The 21,683-nt window shown below is 47.2% G+C and carries 16 protein-coding genes; 7 read left to right on the forward strand and 9 right to left on the reverse strand.

Annotated elements, in window-relative coordinates:
• Positions 1–7: 7 nt before the first annotated feature.
• From ACOIT5_RS19300 to ACOIT5_RS19320, 5 genes are all read right to left on the reverse strand, one after another.
• Positions 8–1,186, reverse strand: a complete 1,179-nt coding sequence (locus ACOIT5_RS19300; RefSeq protein ID WP_423127808.1) for an ATP-binding protein — start codon at positions 1,184–1,186, stop codon at positions 8–10.
• A gap of 920 nt (positions 1,187–2,106) precedes the next feature.
• Positions 2,107–4,437 (reverse strand): LysM peptidoglycan-binding domain-containing protein, encoded by a 2,331-nt coding sequence (locus ACOIT5_RS19305; protein WP_423127809.1) that lies wholly within the window; start codon positions 4,435–4,437, stop codon positions 2,107–2,109.
• A 109-nt stretch (positions 4,438–4,546) separates the two neighbouring features.
• Positions 4,547–5,533, reverse strand: a complete 987-nt coding sequence (locus tag ACOIT5_RS19310; RefSeq protein ID WP_423127810.1) for a dihydroorotate dehydrogenase-like protein — start codon at positions 5,531–5,533, stop codon at positions 4,547–4,549.
• A 21-nt stretch (positions 5,534–5,554) separates the two neighbouring features.
• Positions 5,555–7,039, reverse strand: a complete 1,485-nt coding sequence (gene gltA / locus ACOIT5_RS19315) for an NADPH-dependent glutamate synthase (RefSeq protein ID WP_423127811.1) — start codon at positions 7,037–7,039, stop codon at positions 5,555–5,557.
• 2 nt (positions 7,040–7,041) lie between these two features.
• Positions 7,042–7,872 carry a sulfide/dihydroorotate dehydrogenase-like FAD/NAD-binding protein gene (locus ACOIT5_RS19320; RefSeq protein WP_423127812.1) on the reverse strand — a complete coding sequence of 277 codons (831 nt, stop codon included), beginning with the start codon at positions 7,870–7,872 and terminating at the stop codon, positions 7,042–7,044.
• Between the two features lie 247 nt (positions 7,873–8,119).
• Here ACOIT5_RS19320 and ACOIT5_RS19325 point away from each other — a divergent pair, with 247 nt between their 5' ends.
• The 5 genes from ACOIT5_RS19325 to ACOIT5_RS19345 all read left to right on the forward strand — a co-directional run bounded on the left by ACOIT5_RS19325 (position 8,120) and on the right by ACOIT5_RS19345 (position 11,567).
• Complete coding sequence (locus ACOIT5_RS19325; RefSeq protein ID WP_423127813.1) at positions 8,120–9,109, forward strand: Gfo/Idh/MocA family protein; 990 nt, start codon at positions 8,120–8,122, stop codon at positions 9,107–9,109.
• A 149-nt stretch (positions 9,110–9,258) separates the two neighbouring features.
• On the forward strand, positions 9,259–9,468 hold the full coding sequence (locus ACOIT5_RS19330) for a hypothetical protein (protein ID WP_423127814.1): 210 nt from the start codon (positions 9,259–9,261) through the stop codon (positions 9,466–9,468).
• A 64-nt stretch (positions 9,469–9,532) separates the two neighbouring features.
• Positions 9,533–10,591, forward strand: coding sequence for a tetratricopeptide repeat protein (locus tag ACOIT5_RS19335; RefSeq protein WP_423127815.1), 1,059 nt, complete (start codon positions 9,533–9,535; stop codon positions 10,589–10,591).
• Positions 10,592–10,636: 45 nt separating this feature from the next.
• Positions 10,637–11,239, forward strand: coding sequence for a YdeI/OmpD-associated family protein (locus ACOIT5_RS19340; RefSeq protein ID WP_423127816.1), 603 nt, complete (start codon positions 10,637–10,639; stop codon positions 11,237–11,239).
• A 55-nt stretch (positions 11,240–11,294) separates the two neighbouring features.
• Positions 11,295–11,567: a cytoplasmic protein gene (locus ACOIT5_RS19345; protein WP_423127817.1), complete on the forward strand. Its 273-nt coding sequence runs from the start codon at positions 11,295–11,297 to the stop codon at positions 11,565–11,567.
• 18 nt (positions 11,568–11,585) lie between these two features.
• Here the strand turns inward: ACOIT5_RS19345 and ACOIT5_RS19350 are convergent, their stop codons facing one another.
• Positions 11,586–12,374 (reverse strand): NlpC/P60 family protein, encoded by a 789-nt coding sequence (locus ACOIT5_RS19350; RefSeq protein ID WP_423127818.1) that lies wholly within the window; start codon positions 12,372–12,374, stop codon positions 11,586–11,588.
• Between the two features lie 84 nt (positions 12,375–12,458).
• Here ACOIT5_RS19350 and ACOIT5_RS19355 point away from each other — a divergent pair, with 84 nt between their 5' ends.
• The gene (locus ACOIT5_RS19355) at positions 12,459–14,531 is read left to right on the forward strand and encodes an HD family phosphohydrolase (RefSeq protein WP_423127819.1); all 2,073 of its coding nucleotides are present in this window, start codon (positions 12,459–12,461) and stop codon (positions 14,529–14,531) included.
• Positions 14,532–14,665: 134 nt separating this feature from the next.
• Positions 14,666–14,887: a PLDc N-terminal domain-containing protein gene (locus ACOIT5_RS19360; RefSeq protein WP_423127820.1), complete on the forward strand. Its 222-nt coding sequence runs from the start codon at positions 14,666–14,668 to the stop codon at positions 14,885–14,887.
• Positions 14,888–14,928: 41 nt separating this feature from the next.
• On the opposite strand, the gene ftcD is transcribed toward ACOIT5_RS19360, so the two are convergent.
• The 3 genes from ftcD to ACOIT5_RS19375 all read right to left on the reverse strand — a co-directional run bounded on the left by ftcD (position 14,929) and on the right by ACOIT5_RS19375 (position 21,598).
• On the reverse strand, positions 14,929–16,611 hold the full coding sequence (gene ftcD, locus ACOIT5_RS19365; protein ID WP_423127821.1) for a glutamate formimidoyltransferase: 1,683 nt from the start codon (positions 16,609–16,611) through the stop codon (positions 14,929–14,931).
• A gap of 10 nt (positions 16,612–16,621) precedes the next feature.
• Positions 16,622–17,869, reverse strand: a complete 1,248-nt coding sequence (hutI, locus tag ACOIT5_RS19370) for an imidazolonepropionase (RefSeq protein ID WP_423127822.1) — start codon at positions 17,867–17,869, stop codon at positions 16,622–16,624.
• A 507-nt stretch (positions 17,870–18,376) separates the two neighbouring features.
• Entirely contained in the window at positions 18,377–21,598 is a 3,222-nt protein-coding gene (locus ACOIT5_RS19375) for an error-prone DNA polymerase (protein ID WP_423127823.1), read from the reverse strand.
• Between the last annotated feature and the right edge of the window lie 85 nt (positions 21,599–21,683).

Genomic DNA, 21,683 nt, shown 5'->3' on the forward strand with positions numbered 1-21,683 from the left:
CTGAGCATTAGTACAAAAATCCAAATAACCACAGGGGAATTTTATTTCCCTGTCCCCCCTCAATCATATCAGCGGCAGCATAACTCTCGTCATTAACCGGTTCGGTATATTTACCGCCCACCGAAAAATCGTACTTGCCGGCAACCTTAAAATCGGCGACGGCAGAGCCTTTTACGGCGTATTTATAGGCTAACTGATTGTAAAAAAAGGTGGTACGCAAGTTCCGGTTGTTAATATTTTCCGGATCAACTGCATACATAATATTGGTATTATGGGCATAAACCAGGTCCGGTTTTTTAAGCTGGTCTTCTTCACCATTTGAAAAGAGCAGGTTAATCAACCGGGCATTTTTCAAATACCGTAAATAGTTCATAATGGTAGCGCGCGATGTTTCCACATCCGTACTTATTTTACTCACATTGGGCGTAAAGGGCACCTGACTGCAAATGATTTGCAACAGTTTTCTGAGTTTTGGCAAATATTTTAATTCAATCTGGTTCAAATAAGTCACATCAATTTCCAAAGCCAGATTAATATGTTTCAAAAGCGTTTCGTTGTAATGCGACTTGCTGGTTAAAAAGTACGGATAATATCCCGTTTGCAGGTATTCGTTAAAATAGGCCAGGGGTTTTACCTGTTCGGTAATCCGGGTGGCAATGGTGGTATGATTGGCCACAATCTCATCCAGCGGGTATCGTTTAAACTGGAAATGACCTTTAAAATTCAGAAATTCGCGGAACGAAAGCCCTTCGAGGTGATAAACACGCGCAATGTCTTTCAGGTCGTGATTGCCTTCGATAACGCGTAGTACCGGCGAAGCCGAAAATATGATCTTTAACTCCGGGAAATGATCATAACAGGCGCGCAGTTCGGCCGACCAGTCCGGGTATTTATGAATCTGATCGAGAATTAAAAGCTTCCCTCCCTTTTTATAAAAATCGTCAGCAAAGTTGAATATCTTACGCTTCGCAAAGTAAAAACTGTTCAGGTTCACATACAGGCAGGATTTGTCCTCCGAATAATACTCTTTGACCAAATCGAGTAAAAAAATGGTCTTCCCTACTCCGCGAAAACCTTTAATGCAAATCATCCGGTGCGACCAATCGATTTCATCGACCAATTCCCGACGAATTGTTTCCCTCGGGTATTCGATTAAGCTTTGATGTATTTGCGCGAGATTTTCCATCCCTTCATTTTTCGTGCAAACAAAAGTAAACAGAAAAGGAATATTTTTGCTATCCAGAGATGACAATTTATATTAAAAACTGTAATTTATAATTATTAAAAATAAGAAACCCGATGGCTGACTGTTAATAAGTCCGGCATCCTCTTAAGGGAAAACAGTCGCCGGGCCGTTAACCGTAGGCGATTCAGCCATTACTAACAATTGTTGATAAACCGTGTGGAAATAAGGTTGATTTAAACACTTGGTTTTTATTGACTTATTCACTTGTTCTGTTGTAAATTTGATCTATCAGGTGAGCGATAAAAGACAGCTCCCGAGGATGCGGAGGCGATGAACGTTCTGAGACGGACTGAATTCAACTCAATCAGGTTTTCGAACTTGCCATCCAAAAGAGCCGAAGTTTAAGTGACCATGAGACATCATCAGTAGCTTAATCAAAACGAAAAAATCACTCGAGTTCATTTACGTTTTGGCCTGACAGGAGCTTTTGACCGGAGAAATTCGTTTCCCCGCAGAAAGTGAAAGACGGAAGGGATCCTGTTCCGAAAGTCTTTCGAATTGGGTAAAGAAGATCGAAAGACCTGGCTTTCCCAATGTTCCGCAGGACTTCGTCCGGAAAGGGATTCTGAAAGGAATGCCAGAGGGACAGCCGGAAGGAACTGCCGTAACAGGCATTTCCGGAAAAGCAGGGGCAGCTTGTGATGAGCGATTGATTAACAAACTGCCGGTCGTAATAACAGTAGCCTGACATGGACGCAACACAAGTTGTCAGAAGTGAATGGGAGCTATTCATACCGAGTGGTTCCCATTATTGTTTTATCCCGCCAGACCCGCGGCCCTCATCACTTTGTAAATAGGAATGCAATCTATGATAACATCCGTATCCCAACCACAGCGTGGTTGAATAATGAGGTTCGGGTTTATTCCCCGGTGAGGTACCCGGTATTTTTCCCGACAACGCCTTTACTGTGAATATTAAACGCTTTGTCGTATTCCATAATAAACAAGCCTTTGTTCATATATCCGCCATCGCGGCTTACGCGGTCGAACGAAAATTCGCTTTGGGTCAGGCTAATCTGGTGCGAAGGAAGGCAACCAATGAAATCTTTTCCATATTTAAACAAAGCCGACATAAAATAGAAAGCCACGTCATAGCCCTGGTAGCTAAACTGGTTGGGCTCGGTATAATAACTTTGCCTGAATTTACGGATAAAGCGGTTAACCGTTCCCGAACGGTAATCGACAAAATAAGGGCTTAGCACGTTCAGGTTGGTTTGATGAAAATATTCAGTCTGGATACTTCTGTACCGCGGAAAATTGGATAAACCAACCAGGGTAACCGGGTAATTCTCGGCTACGGCGTTCAGGTTGGTTACTGCAACACTCACCTGGGCCTCGGTTTCGGAAGGAATGATGAATACATTCTCCTGGTCTTTCGACAATATCCGGGTCAGGCCCCAGGTTCCTTCTACGGCAAAATTGTATTCATGAAATAATACCTGGCTGCTTTGATGGTTATAACCTGATAGGAAAAATTTCTCCCGGCACAAGTTCACCAGTTCCGCCTCCGGCAAGTGTTTATACTCGCCCATTTGCATAACAATCAGGTTTTTATCAACAAATTCTTCAGCAATATAATCGGCTGTTTTCCGGATCAGGTAGTCTTTCGTGGGATTAATTTTGAAATAGTACGGATTCGAATTTTCAAAAGTCCCCGAGGCCGATAAGGGTGAAACCATCGGGATCTGGTGCCGGTTGGCAAAATCAACAACGGGTCCCTGCAACTCCGGAAATACCGGCCCGATAATCAGGTCGAGCTCGCGGAATACCGGCAGGCGGAGCAACGAATCGATTGTCCTGGCGCTCTGGTTGGTATCGAATACATGCAATTGCACCTGCATTCCCGCCTCCTGCAAACTGTCGACCGCCAGTAAAACCCCTTCGTAAAAATGAAGAAAATTCTCCGAGCGGGCGTAAATGGTTTTATCCGCACGTCGCGGCTCAACACCGGTCAGGCTTTCTGCCGAAACAGGCTGATATCGGTTCAGCGAATCATTGGCCGGCAAATAAAGCGGCAGCATCAGTCCAACGCGATACGTTTCCCGGGCCGCCTGAATATTAGGCTGACAGTCGGCAAACAAATGTGGCGAATGGATCTCAACCGAATAATCCTGACTGTCTTCCGACTCTTCCTGCCCGAATTCCGGCTCAACCGGTATTTGCTTTTCGTTTTTTCGCGGAATCAGGATGGTATCGCCGGCGGCCAGTCCCCGATAATTTAAAACCGGGTTTACCCGCTTTAATTCCGATATTTTCACATCAAATCGCTTCGAGATACTGTAAAGGGTTTCTCCTTTCGCGGCAATATGTTTCAGAAAAGCCTGTTCGTTGGCAGGCACTACCTGAAATTCTGGGACACTCCTCAAGGGAATCCGGATATTCAACCCGGTCCGTAAACCATCTTTCAAGGCCGGGTTTAGTTCGATCAGTTCGGCTTTGGTTGTCTGGTATTTTTTCTCAAGTCCCCAAAAAGTGTCGCCACTCTCTACCTGGTAATAAAAGGAGCCCTCGCCCGGCGTTACCTCCTCGGAATGTTCGCGCACGCCGCCCGACGGAATTTTTAATTCCATACCAATCCGTAAGCCGTTACGGGCCTCCGGGTTTAGATCGAGTATGGACGAAATGCTGCAATTGTACTTTCCCGAGATCGAATACAATGTTTCACCGCCAACAACACGGTGAACCAGTCTATTTTCTTGACTTTCAGTAATTTTTTGCTCGGAACCCTCACTGCGAACACTGCCGGCAGATCCGGCAACAACCGGAATTCGCAGAATTTGCCCGGCTTTAAGTCCTGCGCGGGCTTCAGGGTTATACCGGAGAATATCGTCAACGGAAACCCCGTATTCTTTGGCAATAAAATGAAGCGTATTTTTCTTTTTAACTTTATAACTAACAAAGACCGGTTCCTGTTGCCGGACCTGATCAGACGGTGTTGCTTCCGGCACGGTTGTTTTGACCGGTATTTTCAGTTCCTGCCCGGCTTTCAGCCCAAAAATTAAATCAGGGTTGGCATTCAGCAAATCTTTCTGATCAATTGCATAAGCCTTGCTAATTGAAAAAATGGTTTCTCCCGCCTTTACCTGGTGCACCTGGAAGTTACCTTCCTGCTGCAATCCGTCAGTGGTTTGAGCGAAAGGCGCTGTCAGAAAAGCCGTTAAAAAAACTAAGACAAGAATTGAATGCTTCATTTTTTGTGTATTGAATCAACAAAAATAATACAACAGTCAGAATTCCGGGTTTATAAACGGTTAAAAAAACAATTCATTGCCAAACCACGATTCCGGGACTTTTATCAGTTTAATAATTTGTTCCGCCAAAATGAGACATAAACTGCACACGTTCATAGGCCGTTGCGTGGTCGGTCCGGATACTGAGTTTTCCTTTAAAATCATCGATGGACGAATATGATTTGGTCTCCATCCATTTCGCTATACCGTCATTTGTCCGGCGGATGGCTTCCGGGCCTTCACGGTACAAAACAGATGCCAATTGAACGGCACCGGCTCCGGCCAAAAGAAACTTCACAGCTGTTTCGGCATCGTGGATACCCGTAGTTGCCGCTAAGGGGCAACCTGCCCGATCAGACAAAATGCCCGTCCAGCGCAGCGGAAGCAAATACTCTTTCTTTTCGCTGAGTACATCAGCCGAAATAAGTGTTTCATTTTCGATATCAATATCGGGCGAATAAAAACGGTTGAACAAGGTGATCCCGGCAATCCCGGTTTGCGAAAGCTGATGAACCAAACGGGCCAGGTTGGAGAAATAATGGCTGATTTTAATGGTAACGGGTATCGAAACCACGTCGAGCACTTTTCTCACCGTATCAAAATAAAACTGTTCGTTGGCCTCATTGCTTTTTCCCGGGTCAGAAGGAATAACAAACAGGTTAAGCTCGAGCGCGTCGGCGCCTGCATCCTGCAACTTACGGGCAAACAAGGTCCATTCCGACGAGCTGATACAGCTCACACTGGCAACAACAGGGATATCAACGGCTGCTTTTGCTTCGCTGATCAGCCGGGTGTATTTATTCAGGTTCTCTTCTTTGATCACATAGTCGAAATAATCCAGGTACTCCGGATCGGCAACCAACTCTTTCCGTTCGTTCAATTCTTCGCGAAGCTGAAAATAAATTTCTTCTTCAAACAACGATTTCAAAACGACAGCGCCGGCTCCGGCCTGCGCTATTTTTTTAATCTGATCGATCTGGCCGGTCATGCTGCTGCTGGCGGCAATAACCGGGCTTTTCAATTCTAATCCGAAAAATCGGGTGGATAAATTAGCCATACGCTTTTTATTTGAGCTGAATTATAAACTGTTACTACTTGCCATCAGGTATTGGTGCATGCCGGCGGCGGCGCGGCGTCCGTCGCCCATCGCCAGGATCACCGTTGCCCCGCCCCTGACAATGTCGCCACCGGCAAAAATTTCGGGAATGGAGCTCTGCATCGATTCCGGGTCAACCTCGATGGTTCCCCAACGGCTAACCTTCAGTTGCGGTAATTCGGACGGAACCAGCGGGTTGGGTGAAACGCCGATCGCCACAACAACTACGTCTACAGCAACATCGTATTCCGATCCGGGCACTTCAACAGGGCGCCGGCGTCCGGAGGCATCCGGTTCGCCCAGTTCCATGCGCTGGATCCGCATCCGGTTCACCCGGCCTTTTTCATCGGCAAAATATTCAACCGGGTTGGCCAGGTTCAAAAATTCGATGCCTTCTTCTTCGGCATGTTTTATCTCCTCGATACGGGCCGGCATTTCTTCCCGGGTGCGCCGGTAAATGATCATGGCCCGTTCGGCTCCCAGGCGTTTGGCGGTACGGACCGAATCCATCGCCGTGTTACCACCGCCCACTACCGCTACGTTTTTACCCCGCAACACCGGTGTATCAAACGAATCGTTGGCGGCATTCATCAGGTTTACGCGGGTCAGGTACTCGTTCGACGACAGGATGCCGTTGTAGTTCTCGCCCGGAACATTCATAAAGCGCGGTAAACCGGCGCCGCTGGCTACAAAAAAGGCGCTGTAACCTTCTTCTTTTAAATCGTCAAACGAGGCTGTCCGTCCCACAATAAAGTTTCGTTCAAAATGAACGCCCATATTTTGCAGGTTATCCAACTCCACGTCTACAATTTTATTGGGTAAACGAAATTCGGGGATTCCGTATTTCAGTACGCCGCCAATCTCGTGTAAGGCTTCAAAAACAGTTACTTTGTAGCCCAGCTTGATCATATCTCCGGCGAAAGACAGGGATGCCGGACCGGAACCGATGGCTGCCACCTTCAAGCCGTTTTTTTGCGCTGTTTCAGGAACCGAGATACAACCGCTTTCGCGTTCGTAATCAGCAGCAAAACGTTCGAGGTAACCAATGGCCACCGGGTCTTTTTTCAGTTTAAGCGTGTAAAAGCAAGTGGCTTCGCACTGTTTTTCCTGCGGACAAACACGGCCGCAAACTGCCGGCAAAGCCGAGGTTTCCTTTAAGGTTTTTGCGGCTTCGAGAAATTCGCCGCGTTCAATATTCTTCACAAATTTAGGAATATTGATGCTTACCGGGCAACCATCAATACAGGTTGGGTTCACACAATCCATGCATCGCGAAGCTTCCAGACGCGCGCTTTTGGCATCCAGGCCCTGGTTTACTTCCCGATCCTGGTAGCAGACCCGTTTCATGGCCTCCATCTCGGGCATTTTAACCCGCTGTATCTCGGTACGTTCTTTATTTTTTATCTTGTTGCGTAACTCTACCCGCCAGGTTTGTTCACGTTCTTGTTTCAGATATTCCGGTGTCATAATCAGCTGTTTTGTAGTTGTAAATACGTTTCAAAAGCGACTTGCTCCTCTTGTTTATATCCACCTAACCGGAGTATCAGCTCGTCGAAATCAATTTTATGGGCATCAAATTCAGGCCCGTCCACACAAGTAAATTTAGTCTGTCCGCCAACGCTAACGCGGCAAGCTCCGCACATGCCGGTTCCGTCAACCATAATGGCATTCAGGCTGGCCTGAGTCGGGATGTCATACTTTTTGGTTAAAAGCGCTGTGTATTTCATCATCACCGCGGGTCCGATGGCCACACATTCATCAATTTTTTCGCGCAGGATAACCTGCTCGGCGCCGGCAGTTACCAGTCCTTTTGTGCCGTACGACCCGTCGTCGGTCATCACAATCACCTCGTCCGACCATTTTCGGATTTCATCTTCCAGAATAATCAGGTCTCTACTGCGGGCAGCCAGGATGGTAATTACCCGGTTACCGGCTTTTTTAAAGCCTTCGACAATCGGCAGCAGAGGCGCCACACCCACGCCGCCGCCGCAAGCCAGGATGGTGCCCACCCGGTGAATATCGGTAGCGCGGCCAAGAGGCCCCACCAGATCAAGAATCTGATCGCCGGGTTTCATTTCGCAAAGCCGTTTGGACGTTACCCCTACTTTTTGGGCTACAAGTGTTATGGTACCGGCCTTTTCATCGGCTTCGGCTATGGTCAGCGGAATACGCTCCCCTTTCTCATCAATACGTAAAATGATAAAATGTCCCGGTTTCCGTGAGCGTGCAATGCGTGGCGCATGAACCACTACCTTCACTACATTCTCCGAAAACTGTTCGGTTCTAATAATTGAATTCATATCAGGTATAAACAGTTAATTTGGCTTTTTTTTTGAATGAGCAAAAATAACAATGTGAACTTCAAGACGAGTCAATTTTCAGTTTTTTTCGGACGATTTTAACAATTTTCAGGATTTTGCCCCGATTCCCCAGGCTATCCGACTAATTTTCAATCCGAAAAATTTAAACGAAATATAAATTCAACGTGAATTCCCGTGGCAAGCAGAGATTTTTATATCTTGCCCAAACCAAAATAAAAGCAAAAGAATGAAGATTTATAACTGGGCTGTATTGGGTTGCGGACATATTGCCGAAAAATTCAGCAGCGATTTGAAACTCCTGCCAAATGCGCGGCTTTATGCGGCAGCCTCGCGTGATTTAACGCGGGCGCAGGATTTCGCCCGTAAATTTGGCTTTGAAAAAGCATACGGTAGTTACGAAGAAATGGTGGCTGACCCCCTCGTCGATGTAGTTTATGTTGCCACGCCCCATTCGCACCACAAAGAGCACAGTATCCTTTGCCTGAAGCATAAAAAAGCCGTATTGTGCGAAAAAGCGTTTGCTATCAACAGCAATGAAGTTCGGCAAATGGTGGATTGTGCCCGGCAAAACAATTCCTTCCTGATGGAAGCGTTCTGGACCCGGTTTCAGCCGAGCTTTCAGCAAGCGCTCGATATTTTAAACTCGGGGCAAATCGGCAAATTGAAAATGGTAAGGTCCGATTTTGCCTTCAACAGCATCAAAGATCCTCAAAAGCGTTTGTACAACCTGTCCCTTGGAGGCGGTTCGTTACTGGATATCGGCATTTACCCCGTCTTCGCCTCGCTGGTAACTTTAGGAAAACCGGAGCAAATCAAAACGCTGGCCGATTTCAGCCCCACCGGTACGGAAGAATCCATTGTCATGAGTTTTAAATATGCCGGAGGAGAAATGGCGTCGTTGTCTTCCAGCTTTGCGTCGCATTCATCCATCCAAACCGAGTTTTGGTGCGAACAGGGTTACCTTCGCCTCAATAAACGCTGGTTTGCGCCTACCCAAATCACCATCTGGAAAGCAGGCGACAGCGGAGAAACAATTCTGCCTTCCACCCCGGTCGACGGGTTTGGCTACCAGTTTGAAGCCGCCCACGTCATGGAATGCCTGGATGCCGGGAAAACGGAAAGCGAGTTGATGCCGCTGCAATTTTCACAGGATCTGATGGAAATTCTGGATCGGGTCAGACAGGATGCCGGAATTGTGTTTCCCGGTTTTGACTGATCCGGTGTGTTTGTCGACCGGTAAACTATTTTCACCGATAATTTTGTTTCATTGTCCAATAAAAAACTTAATTTTAACCCAGCATTTATACCAAAGACATGAAAACTTACATCCTCACATCTTCAATCTTTTTTCTGCTGGGTTTAAAAATGACCCATCATATTGAGCAAACCCAAAAAACAGAAGCAGATACAGCAAAAATCACCGTCATCATCGAGGAACAAAAAACACCTGAGGTTCAGGAAAAAACAAAGCTGTTTGCCGAACCGGACCGACAAGTAAAACCCATTGAACCTGGCAGCGGCTCCAGCCAGTTAATTGCTCCTCTCTCCGCCCACCCGATCGACAAGATTGATTGAAGGTTGATTTCCGCCATATTTTCCGGGCTGCTTGCTGTTCCGGTTTATCAGAAGGAAACTTAACATGAGAAAATTATTTACCACGCTGTTCTCCCTTTTTCTGGCTGTGGCTTGTTTGGCCCAAGCTGATTCGGACAAGCAGAAAGCATACGATCAGGCGCTGGAGGCCATCAAACTGATGGACAGCGGAGAAATTGACCAGTCCATCGGCATCCTGGAAGAATCGATCCGGCTTGACCCTTCCAATATTAATTATCCGTATGAAACAGCTTATGCCTTTTACCTGAAAAAGGACTATGCAAGAGCCGTTGAATATTTTGAAAAAGTGATCCTGATGGATGGCGTAACTGACCAGTGTTACCAGATGCTTGGCAATGCCTACGATATGAACGGTCAGCCCGAAAAAGCCATCACCACTTATCAGCTTGGGCTGAAGGAGTTTCCAAAATCAGGTATGTTATACCTCGAACTTGGGAACATGCACCAGGGGGACTGGGGCAAAGCGCTTGAATTCTACGAAAAAGGCATTGAGATTGACCCTGTATTCTCATCAAACTATTACTGGGCAACCCGTATCTTTTGCAGTTCGAATGACGAATTGTGGGGCATGATCTACGGCGAATTATTCATGAACATGGAACGGGGAACAAAAAGGACCGAAGAGATCAGTAAAATCTTATTCGACACGTATTTCAGCGAGATTCAATTTACATCCGATACCTCAGTAAGCGTTAGTTTCTATAAAAATGCAACAATCTCGCTGAACCGCGACCAGCATATTCCGTTTGGACTGGTTTACGAGCCAATACTGATGCTGGCTGTTACCGAAGATGAGATCACGCTGGAATCGCTTAACCGGATCAGGAAAAATTTTATTACTCTGTATTTCGAAAAAGGCTTTAACCAAACACACCCGAATATCCTGTTCGACTGGCATAAAACCCTGATCGATAACGGCTATTTTGAATGTTACAATTACTGGATTTTAATGCATGGAGCTCCCGATGAATTCAGGGAGTGGCATCAGACCAATGCCGAACGCTTTGAGGCTTTTATCGAATGGTTTACCGATCACCCGATGCCAATCAGTGAAAAGCAAAAGTTTCACAGGTCTGATTATTAAGAAGGAAGGCCTAAGTCCATCGGAATTACCAAAAAAAAATCAGGAATGAAAGGACCAGTCACCGCCGAAGAATATATTTTATCGACCGGAAAATGGCAGGAAGCCTTGATCGTCCTGCGCGAAATCATGCTGGCCGCCGGTCTCGCCGAAACGGTAAAATGGGGCTGCCCGGTTTACACCTTCAACTCAAAAAATATTTGCGGCATAGCTGCTTTTAAATATTACGCGGGCGTTTGGTTTTACCAGGGGGCCCTGCTGAACGACAAACAAAAGAAACTGATGAATGCCCAGGCTGGAGTAACCAACGCCCTGAGGCAGTGGCGGTTTCAATCGACTGACGAAGTTTACGAAAATCTGGAGCTGATTCAGGAATACATTGGCGAAGCCATTGAAAATCAGAAGCAAAATAAAACAATTAAACCGGTCAGAAATTTGCCCTTGTCCATCCCGGGCGAGCTGGAACAATGTTTTGCGGAGAACCCGGAACTGAAAACCTGCTTCGATGCCATGTCGCTGGCCAATAAACGCGATTTTGCCGAATACATTCATCAGGCCAAAAGGCCTGAGACCAAACAAAGACGCCTGGATAAGATTATTCCCATGATCCTTGGCGGCGACGGTCTGAACGACAAATACAAAAATAAATAAGCAGCTGCATGGGTCACTTATTATTTCACTTATTCTAAAAAAGCACAATCAAACGATGAAACCGGTCCGGATCAAAGTGGAATGCCGTTCAGGGTACAAAGCCAACGAATACCCAATACGCTTTTACTGGAACCAGAGATGTTATGATATCGGCGAAATCCGTGACCGCTGGTACCAGGAAGACCGACTGTCCGGATCTCCAACTGCAAATTACTATAAGGTTTTTACACGCGAAAACGACGAATTTATTCTGAAATATGAACAGGACAACGATTGCTGGTTTTTAGTCAGTAAACAGGATCGGCCTGCACGTTTTTCGTCCAATTAGTGAAATGCCGAAAACAGGTTACACGTCAAGAATCCGTTTCATTACCCGCATTTTATGCGTATATCGTTTGGTATCGACATTAAAAATACCGAATTGATCAACATTGTCAATCCGCACTTTCCCGGATGCATGAATGATCTTGTTTTTCTCCCAGATAATACCCACATGGATGATGTTGCCTTCGTCGTCGTCAAAAAATGCGAGGTCTCCCGGTTGTGTTTCATCCACAAAACTCAGCGGAACACCTAAAAAAACCTGGTCTTTGGCATCGCGGGGCAACTTAATGCCCGCCATTTTATAAATGATCTGCGTAAAGCCGGAACAATCAATTCCAAACGGCGACCGGCCTCCCCATAAATAAGGCGCGTTAAAATACATCAACGCCTGCCTGATCATAAATTTCCGAAGCGCTTCCGGTTGCTGGTACCTGAAGTTACCCGTCATCCGGTAAACATCCCGGTTAATCGAAAATTCGTGTTTATACGGTCTCCAGCAGGGCAACGAACTACCGGCGACAATCATCATATTTTGTTCGTCGTTCACCGGAATCAGGTTAAAAATATCGGTACAAACGGCCGACGGCGCTTTTTCTATTTTGTGGAAGATCCTGTCACTTACGGGAGTTATCATTTTACAATCGACCCAGCCTTCGTAACCGTCGTAGGCCAGGGTCACCCGGCACCAGCCCATAAACTGCTCATTGACCAGGAAATGCTCACCAAATAAGATCTGGCTGATCATTTCGCTTTTTTCCGACGGTTCTTTTCTGACAGGAATAATACTTAAACCGGAAATACCGTAATTCATGAAAGAATTTGTTAATTTTATTTTCCAAAGATAAAACTTCACCGTAAGTTTTTGTAGGTTACATAAGTCTTTAAAAAGGTATTTATGAAAAAGTTATTAACCCGTCTGGTACGCTATTATCATATCTTTTATATCGCCCTGGTTTTTTCTGCTTCCATGCTGATTCTCTACCTGTTGGTTCCGGGAGAAAGCCGTTTTCGCTACGAGTTCCAGAAAAATTCGCCCTGGCGCCACGAAACCCTGATTGCCCCGTTTAACTTCGCCATTTTTAAACCTGACGAAATCATTAAGCAGGAGCAAGACTCTATTCGGAAGCAATTTGTTCCGTATTATACGGCCGATACGCTCATCCGCGAACAGCAAACCAAAAATTTCGAGCTGGAACTGCAGGAGCTCAGTACACAGATACCCGGGCTTAGCCCAAAAATCATTTCCGGCCTAAGCAACTACCTGTCGGAGATTTACTTAGCCGGAATCATTGATCAGTCTCCCGAGATGCATCCGATTTTAAAGGATAAAAAGGAATTGTTTGTTGTCAGCGACAAAACAGCTAAAAAGGTTCCGATCAGCCGGATCTACTCCCTGAAAACGGCCTTTCAAAGCATAAGCGACAGCGCCCGAAGCCTGCTGACCAGCCAGTACGACCAATTGCACCAAAATGCCAACCTGTCCGATTTTATCCAGTCGAACCTGCATTATAACGAAGAATTCAATGCGCAGGAGATGGAAAAACTAATCAATTCTGTTTCGTACACCCAGGGTATGGTGCAAGGGGGCGAACGGATTATTTTTAAGGGGGATATTGTCACTCCCGAAAAGTTTCTCATTTTAAATTCGTTGAAGAAAACCTACAAAACGAAGCAGGGCCAGGATATCGACGGTTATTTGCTCATCCTGGGGAAGCTTATCCTGATCATGGCCTGTATGCTCATCCTGATCCTGTACCTGGCTTACTTCAGGCCCGAAATCTTCAACCAGAAGCTGCATCTCAGTTTTATCTTACTGCTGATTATTTTAATGGTTTTTGCCACGCGCTTTGTGGTCACCCATGATATTGTCAATATATACATTGTACCCCTGGCCATTCTGCCGATACTGCTACGAATATTTTTTGACTCGAGAACGGCCATTTTTGCCCTGCTGGTCACTTCGCTGTTAATTGGGTATTCGGCGCCAAACAATTACGAATACATCTTTTTACAAATGATTGCCGGCATCATTTCCGTATTCAGCCTCGATAAGTTGCACCGCCGTTCACACCTGGTTTTTACCGCCTTATGGGTACTGGTTAGTTACAGCATTGTTTACCTGGCCCTGAACATGGTGCAGGAAGGCAACCTGGAGGCCATTCGTTGGGAAGAACTGCAATGGTTTGTCTGGAATGCCATCCTGATTCTGCTTGCATACCCGCTCATCTACATTTTTGAGAAGATCTTCGGCTTTGTTTCGGATGTTACCCTGATTGAACTTTCGAATACCAACCAACCCCTGTTACGAAAGCTGGCCGAAGAAGCGCCCGGAACATTCCAGCATTCGCTGCAAATTGCCAACCTGGCTGAAGCCGTGATCCACCGGATCGGGGGAAACCCGTTTCTGGCCTATGCCGGCGCCCTGTATCACGACATCGGTAAAACCAACCAGCCGGTTTATTACATCGAAAACCAGGCAACGGGCATGAACCCGCATAGCGGTCTGGATTACAAAGAAAGCGCCCGGGTTATTATCGACCATGTGACCTATGGTGTTCGCCTGGCCCGGAAATACAAACTTCCGGAAGTCCTCATTGATTTTATCACCACGCATCACGGCACCACCCAGGCCAAATATTTTTACACCCTGTATAAGAACGAAAACCTGGATAAGGAAATTTCACCCGACGACTTTACCTACCCGGGGCCACGCCCCAAAAGTAGGGAAACCTCTGTGGTAATGCTGATTGACGGAATTGAAGCAGCCGCCCGGGCCTTAAAAGAAAAGACCCCGGATAAACTGAAAGAATTAGTTGATCAGATGGTCCGGCAAAAGTTTGACGACGGGCAACTCGATCATGCAGAGCTGACGATGCGCGAGATCAACCTGGTGAAGGAAACACTCGTTGAAAAGCTGATCAATATTTATCATGCACGAATTGAGTATCCGAAGGAACAGAAAAAATAATCATCCGGGATACAATGACACAGGCGAAGCGGACAGGAGACAAGCAATCAATCAGTTAAAACAGAAAATAAGTTTTTATTTTCATATTTGACAAAATTAATTTAACTTGTATCCATATTCAAAAAACACAACATATGTTTTCATTGTTAGTCATACTGTCGCATGAAGTTCTGGCGATGCAGGCTATGCTTGTTTTGCTTGTCATTTTCCCGGTCATGTCCATTCTGAGTATCCTTCGTAACGAATTTGAGCAGCTTGATCGTTATATTTGGATCACGCTGGTCATTTTACTGCCAATTATCGGATCAATACTCTACATTTTTATCGGGAGAGAACGCAGGCTTAACAGGTATTAACCGGAAACGACGATCTCTTTTAAGCGGCTAATCCGTGAACATCAGTTTATCTTTTCATAAACCAGGCTTAAAATTTCCTGTTCCTTATACCCGGCCTGGTACAATAATTCTTCGGCCTTGTGTTTGATTTCGGCTGACTTCTGTTCATCTTTCAATCCGGACAGGTTGATCAATACATTCAGGTATGCACCATGTACCGCAGCCCGGGCACATAACGCGCCCACCCCGGCATCGGACACCGAGTTTGGGTTTCCGCTTTCTGCCATTTCCCGGATAACTGACATCGAAGCAAATGCGGTCTCCATCACTTCCAGCGGCACCAAAATCGCCTGAAGGGTTGCTTCCCGGATGGCAGCTGTGCGTTTCAGTTTTTCATCTGCACGTTCTTTCGGCATGGCAAAAGCATCCATAATCCGGTTAAAGGCTTGGGTATCTTCATCCACCAGTTGCAACAGGCGGGTTTGGTATGTTTTAGCTTTTCCGGCCCAGTCGGAGAATTCTTCCCAACGTTCTTCCCATCCGCGTTTATGGGCTGACAGGTTTGCGACCATACTGGCCAGGGCGGCTCCCAATGAACCCAGGTAAGCCGAGATCGATCCTCCTCCCGGAGCCGGAGATTCGGAAGCAGTTTCGCTGACAAAAGCCTCCAGTGTCAATCGTTTCAGTTGGGGTTTATCATCTTCCAGCAAATATTCAATAATCCGCTGCCGGGGATCAAATGGAGCCAATTCGTCGAGCCCCATCGATTTAACCGCAATTTTGATGATCTCTTCATCCGAAATTCCGGTTGAACGTTCCTGTTTTCGCAAGAAATAGGCGCCGGCATCGAGCATGGCCTGTAACGGAATCAGGCCGATCAGTTCCGATCCGGTTACCCGCATCCCGCGTTTATCTGCACTTTTGCAAACCTCCTCAAAGGCAATGTGTACGGGAGTAACCGTAATATCGGTCAGGTTCATCGATATCTGAGCGATACCGTATTCTTCAATAAACCAGCCAATGGCCCGGACTTTTTTCAAGGCTCCGGGAATTCTTACCGGTTCTCCTTTTGCATCCGTGATTATTTTACCGGTGACCGGGTTGCCGTCGCGCAAAACCCGCCCGGCTTCACGAACATCAAAGGCAACCGAATTGGCGCGCCTCACCGAGGTGGTATTCAGGTTCACATTATACGCAACCAGAAAATTACGCGCACTCACAGCCGTCGCTCCCGATTTGGCATTAAACTCAGCCGGGCCGTAATCGGGTTTCCAGTTCTGATCTTTTAATTTTTGGGCCAAACCTTCGTATTCGCCGGCGCGGCAATTGGCCAGGCTGCGGCGTTCTTCATTCTGAGCGGCAAACTCGTAACAATAAACCGGGATGGTCAGCTCCTCTCCTATCCGCTTGGCCAGTTGGTGCGCGTATTTCACGGTTTCGTCCATGCTGATATTCGCGATGGGCACCAACGGACAAACATCGGTGGCTCCAAACCGGGGATGCTCGCCCTGGTGTTTGCTCATATCAATCACTTCTGATGCCTTTTTCACAGCCAGAAAGGCGGCTTCCACCACGGCTTCGGGCGAACCCACGAATGTGACGACGGTCCGGTTGGTTGCTTTCCCGGGGTCAACATTCAGCAGTTTAATCCCGGCTACGCTTTCTATTGCATCGGTAATTTGTTTGATAACAAGAGGATTTCGTCCTTCACTAAAGTTAGGAACACACTCAACTAACTGGTTCATAAGATTTTGATTAGATTATTTTTCCGTCAAGAATGACTGTTTCAATCAGATCGCTTCCAAAATAGTACGGGATGGCCTCATAACCCGGTAGTTCTTTGGTGATAAACACATTGCCGAGCTTACCCTGACAAATGCTTCCGCAAATTCCCTCGACGCCCATCGCGTAAGCCGAATTCAGGGTAACGGCATTGATTGCTTCTGCAGGCGTCATTTTATATCTGATACATCCAAGCGACTGGATAAAATTCATGTTGCCTGATGGCGAAGAGCCCGGATTATAATCGGAAGCCAGCGCTACGGGCAAGCCGGATTCGATCATGCTGCGTACCGGCGACAAAGGCAGATCAAGGAAAAAAGCAGCTCCGGGTAATACAGTGGGCATGGTTTCAGTTCCTTTTAACACCTGAATTTCGTCATCACCCATGTATTCCAAATGATCAACCGAGAGGGCATTGTATTTCACGCCAACCTGAACACCTCCGCTTAAGGCCATCTCGTTGGCATGAATCTTCGGACGAAGACCGAATTTCAGTCCGGCCATCAGAATTTGCTCAGTTTCGAGCGGAGTAAAAAATCCCTGATCACAAAAAACATCGATGTAGTCGGCCAATTCTTCTGCAGCAATCTGAGGAATCATCTCATGAACAATCAGTTCGATATATTTCTGACGGTCGCCGGCAAAGTTCTCGGGGATGGCATGGGCTCCTAAAAAGGTCGATTTAATCACCATATGGCTATCTTGCTTTAATCGGCTGATTACCCGTAATATTTTTAACTCCGATTCGACCGATAAACCATAACCACTCTTGATTTCAACGGCCCCTGTACCCATCATCGCGATTTCCTGCAAACGGCTCATCGCCGCTGCGTGTAACTCATCGGGCGAACAGCTTGCCATCATCTTGGCCGAATTTAAAATGCCGCCTCCCCGCGCCGAAATCTCTTCGTACGACAGTCCCCGGATCCGGTCAACAAATTCACGGATCCGGTGGTCCGGGAAAACCAAATGGGTATGAGAATCGCAATAGGCCGGAAATACAAGACGGCCGGAACAATCGATTTCCATTAATACGTCATTGTCGAGCTTTTCGCGGTTTAGCTCGTTCATCGGGCCAAATCCTTCAATCAGCCCGTCGCGCATCACCAGGTAGGCATTTTTAAGCGAAGGAAGAACCGACATTTTCTTCCCCGATTTAAATTTTACAGAACAATCTTCAATCTGAATTAACTCCTTTATATTTTCCAAAACAAGTCTCATCGTCTCAATTCTTATTACAAGTTAATCAAAGTCAGCGAACAAATAAGCTGTTAAAGGTCATTTTCTTTCATTTTCTTTCATTTTCTTTTAAATGATTTTTCACCCTGATTCACGCCGGTAATTCCGGAAAAATTTGCGAACCAGTCACCCATCAGCACATTCCGGGGCAAAAGTTGCATAGCAAGATAGCGATTTTGTTTATTATTTGCCGTATCGGCCATACTGATGACACTAACGGAGAAAGTCTCAGTGTTCAGTCGCAGTTTTACTTGCGAGTAACAAGCCGCGAGCTGCAAGTAGTGAGTATTACAGCATAAATCATTAGTCCTTTTGTTGACCTTACTTTACTGGCTTTTTGGATATTCACAGATGCCGGGGTAAACAGTATTTGCTCAGGATGGGGGAGTTTTCCAATTCGCCTGAAGCCTAACTGGAGTTTAATACAGCGACGGGATATTTGGCGTCAGTATCACTCCTCGGGATGTGAAACAATTTTCCTTTTTTATCCTATTTAAAATCCCTCGACGGAAAAAGCTCGCCTTGCAAAGCTTTCTCTTTCATGGGCGTTTGTTCTTTCGTGGCTTCTTTCTCATTTTTTTGTTCCCGGGTTTCAGGCTTGTGTAGCGACCCGAGGTTTCGTGCATCAAAATCCAGGTTCATCAGTTCATTCAGGTTAAAGCAGGAATTAACCACGACATGGATCACCTCGCCTTCAATCTGCAACTTACCTGCGACCATAAGCAGCCGGGACTGCAAAATCACTTTCCGGTATTTTTCGAACGTTTTGCTCCAAACCACCAGGTTGGCAAAGCCGCTTTCGTCTTCAACGGTGATAAACAGCACCCCTTTGGCCGTACCGGGGCGCTGCCGCACGGTGATCAAACCGCACACTTTTACAAGCTGCCCGTTTTTCATGCTGCTTAATTTTGAAGTGGGGGTCACCTGCAACTGGTCCAGCTTCCACCGGGCAAAACTGACCGGGTGGGCTTTTAATGAAAGCGAAGTACTGGCATAATCCTGAATCACATGCTCACCGGGCGTCATGGCGGGCAATACGGTCTTCTGTTCGGCCGTACTTTGCGAAGGCATGCCGGTAAACATGCCGGTTGGATGGTCGTGCAGGGCCGACACTTCCCATAACGCCTGCCGGCGGTCGAGGCCAACGGAGCGGAAAGCATCAGCATCGGCCAACCGTTCCAGGGAGAACGGGGAAACACCTGCATCAAGCAAGCCGTTTAGATTTCGGTAAGCGCCAATCCGTCCTGCGGCCAAAGCCTGCATGTCTTTTTCGCAAAGTCCTTTTATCTGCCGGAAACCCAACCTGACAGCACAGTAATGCCCGTCGTTTTCCTCCAGGGTATTATCCCATGCCGAATGGTTAATATCCACCGGACGGACAGTTACGCCATGTTTGCGGGCATCAATCACAATTTGAGCGGGCTGGTAAAAGCCCATCGGCTGGCTGTTGAGCAGGGCGGCCGCAAAAATGTCGGGATAATAACATTTGATCCACGACGAAATATAAACCAGCAGGGCAAAACTGGCGGCGTGGCTTTCGGGAAAACCATAACTTCCGAACCCTTCTATCTGCTTGAATACCCGTAAGGCAAATTCTTCGGTATAGCCCTTTTTCATCATTCCTCCTACCAGCTTTTCGCGATACCAGCTCACTTTTCCCTTCGACTTAAAAGTGGCCATGCTCCGGCGCAAACCATCGGCTTCGGCAGGTGTAAAGCCTGCTGCAACAATGGCGATTTCCATCGCCTGTTCCTGGAACAACGGAACACCCAGCGTTCGTCCCAGGATTTCCCGCAGCTCTTCCGAAGGGAACTCAACCGGTTCTTCACCGTTACGCCGTTTCAGGTAAGGATGTACCATGTCGCCCTGGATGGGGCCCGGCCTCACGATGGCCACTTCAATAACAAGGTCGTAGAAATTTTTGGGCCTTAACCGCGGCAACATCGACATTTGGGCCCGGCTTTCAATCTGGAAAACCCCGAGCGTGTCGGCATGGCCGATCATTTCATACACTTTCGGATCGTCCTGCGGAATGTTGGCCAGGGTGAGGTCAAGCCCGTAATGTTGTTTGGCAAGATCGAAAGCTTTACGGATGCAGGTGAGCATGCCCAGCGCCAGCACATCCACTTTCATAAACCCAAGCGCTTCGATGTCGTCTTTGTTCCATTCCACGTTGGTGCGGTCTTCCATGCGGGCATTCAGGATGGGGCACAGTTCGTGCAGCTTTCCCCGTGTAATCACAAAACCTCCGGTATGCTGCCCCAGCTGTCGGGGAAACCCGATGTATTGCCCCGTCAGTTCAAGTACTTTCCTCAGGTGCGGATCCCGGGCGTTGAAGGTGGAGGTATCCGGGGCTTTTCCTTCGAACCAGTCCTGGGTAAATTCGTATTTCGATTTTGAAAGCACATTGATCGCATCGGTTGACAGGCCCATCGCTTTTCCCACATCGCGCACAGCCCCTTTCCAGTGCACCTGGGTGACAGTAGCCACAATGCCGGCCCGGTCGCGCCCGTACTTTTGGTAGATATACTGCATGATTTCCTCCCGCCGCTCGTGTTCAAAATCCACGTCGATATCGGGCGGTTCGTTGCGCTCGTCGCTCATAAACCGGGCAAACAACAATTTAAATTTCGCAGGATCGACTGCCGTGATGCCCAAACAATAACAAACCACCGAGTTGGCCGCCGATCCGCGCCCCTGGCACAGAATCCCCCGCGACCGGGCTTCGCGTACATAGTCATACACGGTCAGAAAATACGAAGCGTAGTCTTTCCGGCCGATAAATTCCAGTTCCATGTCGATGGTTTCTTTAATTTTTGGAGGAATTACTTCGCCAAAATGTTTGCAGGCCCCTTTCCAGGTGAGATAAACCAACTCTTCCATCGGTGTCCTGCCCCCGCCGGTAATTTCTTCCGGGTACAGGTATTTTAATTCATCCAGCGAAAAACGGCAGGCTTCGGCCAGTTCCAGCGCACGGTCAATTGCCCCGGGGTACTGACGGAAAAGGCGGTACATTTCACCGGGTGGTTTCAGGTAACGCTCCGCATTCTGGTGTAGTTTGAAACCGGCCGAATAAATCGTGCATTTCTCGCGGATACAGGTCAAAACATCCTGTAACTCCCGCCGTTCCGGGGCATGATAGTGCACGTCATTGGTTGCCGCCAGGGGAATTTGCAGGCGTGATTCCAGTTGCGAAAGCCGGAAAAGCCTTTTGTGGTCATCTCCCCGGTACCCAAAATCAGCAGCCAGGTAAAGATTGTCGCCCAAGGCTTCTTTATATTCTTCCAAAGCCTTGATAAAATCCGGATCAAAATCAAAATCAGCATTGAGCGATGCCGGCGGGATCACGATAAATTTTATGCCGGCAGCGTATTCAAACACATCGGCCCGGTACAGGCGGCATTCTCCTTTTTCTGCCCGCAGGTTGCCCCGGGTAAGCAATGCAGATAAATTCGAATAAGCAAATCTGTCGGTTGGATAAGCCAGCAGGCCCGGTCCGTCCAGCAAGTCAAGGCGACAGGCCGGTATGAAACGGATATTTTTTCCCCGCGCTGCAACATGGGCGCGGACGATGCCTGCCAGCGTGTTGCGGTCGGTAATGGCAATCGCCTTGTAGCCCAATCCGGCTGCCCGTTCAACCAACTCTTCGGGATGCGATCCGCCCCGCAGAAACGTAAAACTCGAGGTCGCCTGTAATTCTGCGTAGTTCATTCTAGTTCAAATTCCAAATTCCAAGTTTCAAATTCCAAGTTTCAAAAAATTTACCGCAGGGGTACAAAAACGCAGAGTTGTTTTG

The sequence above is a fragment of the Gaoshiqia hydrogeniformans genome, assembly GCF_049347105.1.
Lineage (GTDB): Bacteria > Bacteroidota > Bacteroidia > Bacteroidales > Prolixibacteraceae > Gaoshiqia > Gaoshiqia hydrogeniformans.